At 63.2% G+C, this 4,050-nt stretch carries 5 protein-coding genes; 3 read left to right on the top strand and 2 right to left on the bottom strand.

What is annotated here, in order from left to right; translation table 11 throughout:
* The first annotated feature begins 643 nt into the window (after positions 1 to 643).
* Positions 644 to 820, top strand: coding sequence for a hypothetical protein (locus tag ACTWQA_RS58635; protein WP_443167435.1), 177 nt, complete (start codon positions 644 to 646; stop codon positions 818 to 820).
* Between the two features lie 324 nt (positions 821 to 1,144).
* Here ACTWQA_RS58635 and ACTWQA_RS58630 read toward each other — a convergent pair whose 3' ends face one another.
* Both ACTWQA_RS58630 and ACTWQA_RS58625 read right to left on the bottom strand, forming a co-directional pair.
* Entirely contained in the window at positions 1,145 to 1,570 is a 426-nt protein-coding gene (locus ACTWQA_RS58630; RefSeq protein WP_443167434.1) for a hypothetical protein, read from the bottom strand.
* A 49-nt stretch (positions 1,571 to 1,619) separates the two neighbouring features.
* Positions 1,620 to 2,036 (bottom strand): ATP-binding protein, encoded by a 417-nt coding sequence (locus ACTWQA_RS58625; RefSeq protein WP_443167433.1) that lies wholly within the window; start codon positions 2,034 to 2,036, stop codon positions 1,620 to 1,622.
* A gap of 203 nt (positions 2,037 to 2,239) precedes the next feature.
* Between ACTWQA_RS58625 and ACTWQA_RS58620 the strand changes: the two genes are divergently transcribed.
* Positions 2,240 to 3,079 carry a helix-turn-helix domain-containing protein gene (locus ACTWQA_RS58620; RefSeq protein ID WP_443167432.1) on the top strand — a complete coding sequence of 280 codons (840 nt, stop codon included), beginning with the start codon at positions 2,240 to 2,242 and terminating at the stop codon, positions 3,077 to 3,079.
* Entirely contained in the window at positions 3,064 to 3,267 is a 204-nt protein-coding gene (locus tag ACTWQA_RS58615; RefSeq protein ID WP_443167431.1) for a DUF397 domain-containing protein, read from the top strand. Before ACTWQA_RS58620 ends, ACTWQA_RS58615 begins: the two co-directional genes overlap by 16 nt.
* Positions 3,268 to 4,050: the final 783 nt, after the last annotated feature.

Here is a 4,050-nt window from a genome sequence, read left to right as displayed (position 1 = left end):
CCTGGTCCGCGCCGGGGCCACGTTCGTCAAGGGCAAGCTCGTCGAGCGGCCCGAGGAATCACCGACGATCGGGGGTAAGTCGAAAGCTGCTTAAGAAACTTGATCCACAGGTCTTGACGATTGCTCCCAGACCCTCGGACGGGCGGATCCCGGCGAAGAAGATGAGGCAGAACAGCTCGAACAGGTGTGGTCCCCGGTCGCGGTATCGAACGTAGCCACGCAGCTCTCGTACCGCCCACAGCAGCCGCCGCGCCTGCTCCAGGGTGGGGACCGGCACCGGCGAGACCGCGTCATCGATGAAGCGCCGTCGCGGTGCCCGCAGCGAACCATCCGCGCCCGCGACCGGCGCGTGGGCACGTATCGGGATACAGCCTCTTCCCCCCGGGGATCCGAGTCCGATGAGGAGGCGTGATCCCCCAAGGGGGCGATTCACGCTCGCTGAGTGGACTGCGGGCCGAACGGTGCCTCATCAAGCACGATCACCCTTGCTAGAGGGTCGGTCATGTAGTGAGCTGCCTTCGCAAGCACGTCGGCCAGTCTGGTGGGTGCGCGGGCTGGCGCGATACAGTCGGGCACTGCTCCACTCAAGGCGTTCACGAATGGGTCAGGTCACTGGAGTAGCCACTCGCACAAGGGACGGCCGTTGAACCGAATCTCCAAGGCTCACATCCTCTTGGCCTTCGGTTGGGTGATCCTCATCGTGGTCGGCTGGGCGGCCTACTTCGGGGGCACCCTGGATGCCCCCGCCACGGTCGCGCTCGTGGCCATAGGGCTGGGATGCTTTCTGACTGCGGTCGTTGTGGCCATCAACGATCGCTGACTCTGCGCATGTAGCCCCCTAGCAAGAGCACGTGGTTACATGACCGCCCCTCTAGGCAGTTCCCGTTGCACAACCAACAGACCGCCCTCGGAGGTGGGCGGGCTCGCTCCGCTGCGACGCCATCGCACACCAACGACCATGCACGACGCGGCGCGGAGTTCCCTCCGAGGGCGGCCGACTGCACCCCCGCCCGGACCGTCCCTCCGATGGAATCCCCGGGCAGGGGTGGCCTGACGGGGTCCTGGCCGTCTGCGTCACCCCAACGGACGTGACGACCAGGACCCCACTCCCCGGCTGAGTGCCACAGGCGGCAGCGAGTCGGCATCAGCCAGGGTTATCCCCGGAAGCATCGCCCAGGGGCACCTCACCCTGGACAGCGGCTATCCGTGCTTCCGGAGGCTCTTTCAGCGGAACCCCCGTCCAGAACCGGCGTAGGCTCGCGAAACAACCTTGACCGACCGCATCGACGAACCGATCCCACACCGTCGCAGGCACTTCGAGCACCTTCGGCCGCCAGGCGACCGGCCTTTCATGCTCGGCCAAAGCCTCGTCGATCTCGAAGTGCACGCATCCCCGTCTGCCCTCCACCTTTTCCGCCACATAAAGGCCGCGCTTGATCTGATCCAAGAAATCGAACCAGGCGTACTCTCGCACGGCCATCCGCATTTGCCCCCAGCGGATGTGGATGAACGGACCGACATCGTCCCGACGCGCTTCCAGATAGCCACGGTCGCCGTCATCGTCGATCATCGTCACCTCCTGCGTTTAGGCGGCGCTAACTTCCGGCCTTGGGCATGGCTCAACGAGGTAGACAAGCGCGCACGATACGGTCACCTGCTGGGGAACGGCTTGTGTCCCAGTAGCCGAGAGTCAGGTCGTCAACGACCCACAGGCCGCGTCCACGCTCGTCGTCCATCCCAGGGCAGCGAGGCATCGGCACCGACGCCGACAGCCCCGGATCCGTAACCTTCAGCTCCCAGTAATACGCGGACGGAACCAGGCTCATCCGGACCCACGCGGCAGCCGCGTGAAGCACGGCGTTACTCACCAACTCCGACGCGATGAGCTGGAGATCCGCCAGGGCCGGATGCTCCGGCCCCATCCACTTCACCAGCTCCCTCCGGGCCAGCCTGGGAAGTAGCGCAGGGTCCTCTAGCTCACTGACCAGCCAAACACGAATGCCTGTGTACGCGGGATCTGACACGGCTGCTCGCATGAGGATTCTCACCTTTCTTCGCTGGCCTTACCTACGTGATCTTCATCCCTTGTGTGTGTTGAGGGACGATGATTCCCCGAGCTACTTGCCAGGCTCGCACCAGTGACACGCCTCAAGCCATTAACACCATTACTTGTGGCACACAGATGCTCGTGGTTCTGTGGTAAATAACACTCCCCCGGAATGATGCATCAGGAGAAGCGATGCGCCCCCCGAAAGACCTGGATCCGGACGCAGGCGAAGACGCCCGATTCGGATATGAGTTGCGAAAAGCCCGAAACGCGGCGAAGCTGACACTCGGACAGATGGGGGCCAAAACTGGTTTCCACGCGAATACCATCGGGGCCGTGGAGAGGGCAGAGCGGAGGCCGTTTGAGGACCTAGCAACCAAGGCAGAGGAGGCCCTGGGGCTGGAGCCCGGGAGCCTGTCTCGGCACCTACCGGACGACAGACGACCGTGGGTCTACAAGAGCATGCTCCCTCCGTCCTGGCTGGAGTTCGAGGCGGGAGCCACCGAACTATGGATCTTTACCCCAACCATCGTGCCCGGCCTCCTACAGACGGAGGACTACGCCCGCGCGGTGATGCTCGGTGCGCCTAGGCCCGACCCGGCACAGATAGACGAGCGCGTGAGGGCGAGGATGCAGCGGCAGGAGATCCTAAACTCTCCAGACGCTCCCATGGTGTGGGCCGTGCTGGATGAGACCATCCTCTACCGCGTGGTAGGAAGTCAGGAGATCACCCGAGCCCAGTTCTCCCACCTCCTGGAGTTGGGTGAGAGTGCGAACGTATCCGTCCAGATCCTCCCGTTGGATGCCATGTCAACCACCGGGCTGCTTGGAGGCTTCACGATCGCACACTCTCCCGAGAGGCCAGACGCCGCTTTCGTGGATGGGCCTGTAACTGGGAAAATGTGGGACACCGCCGCAGAGGTGGAGACTCTTAGGTTGAGGTATCAGAAGTGCCGACAAGAGGCGGAGCCCAAGAGACGCTCCCTGGAGATGATCAAGGAGAGGTTGGCAGCGCAATGGACGAAGCAGTGAACGGGGACGGGTACCGTACCTCCTCGTTCTCCGGGGACAACGGCGACTGCGTAGCGTTCAAGGACCTGGGCAACGGCTACGTTGCCGTCAAGGACACCAAGAACCCCGACGCAGCCCCACACGTGTACTCCTACAGTGAGTGGCGGGCGTTCACCAAGGGAGTACAGAACATGGAGTTCGAGGTCTAAGCTCCCCGCAAGGAGGGACCCGTCAGACATCACGGCGGGTCCTTTTCTTGTGCCTGGATTTACCACCGCCGTGTGTAGCACTACACCCGTTTGCCACAAGCATGCCGCCTGGAGCGTTATGGGATACACACGAGGCGGGACAACCCGGAGGAGCGACGACATGCCCAAAGACGACCAAGAACCCCCGCCGATCTGCGATACCTGCCTAGGTGCAGGCGGCGAATGGATCGACCAGAATGGAGACACCAAGAAGCAGCGGGTATGGAAGAAATGCACCGCATGCAACGGAACCGGACGTAAATGACCGACCCCATCACATGCCCCGAATGCCAAGGCCGCCGAGGAACCCGCTTCAGCGGCGGCCTCTTCCTACGCTGCCGCTTCTGCCAAGGACGCGGATGGGTCGGCGGAGAACACGAACCAGCCGAACGCGGCGACCATCCCCCACCAACACCCCCGCCAGCCTGGCAACACCCCACCCTGCAAGGCACAGGACTCTGTGGCTACTGCCTAGGCACCGGAGAAGTCATCCAACTCGGCGGCGGCGACGAACGCGCCACATCCATCGGAACAGCACCCTGCCCACTCGGCTGCAAGAAGCCAGACCAGGCCCCTTAAAGACCTTTTGGGAACCCCCTCGGACTGGCCCCCACACTGAGCCCATTCCACCGTGACGCTGCAGGTCACGGGTCCGTTGCAGATCATCATCCTTGATCCGCAACGCAGATAGCCCCTGGTAGAAGGGTTGTCGACCAAGATCAACCTTCACCACCAGGGGCCTGA

The sequence above is a fragment of the Nonomuraea sp. 10N515B genome, assembly GCF_052245915.1.
In the GTDB taxonomy this organism is placed as follows: Bacteria; Actinomycetota; Actinomycetes; order Streptosporangiales; family Streptosporangiaceae; genus Nonomuraea.
This window is presented reverse-complemented; position numbering and strand designations above follow the sequence as displayed.

Coding starts and splice junctions, on each gene's coding strand:
- ACTWQA_RS58620 (WP_443167432.1), top strand. CDS start 2,240: ATGCGCCCCCCGAAAGACCTGGATCCGGACGCAGGCGAAGACGCCCGA.
- ACTWQA_RS58625 (WP_443167433.1), bottom strand. CDS start 2,036: ATGCGAGCAGCCGTGTCAGATCCCGCGTACACAGGCATTCGTGTTTGG.
- ACTWQA_RS58615 (WP_443167431.1), top strand. CDS start 3,064: ATGGACGAAGCAGTGAACGGGGACGGGTACCGTACCTCCTCGTTCTCC.
- ACTWQA_RS58630 (WP_443167434.1), bottom strand. CDS start 1,570: ATGATCGACGATGACGGCGACCGTGGCTATCTGGAAGCGCGTCGGGAC.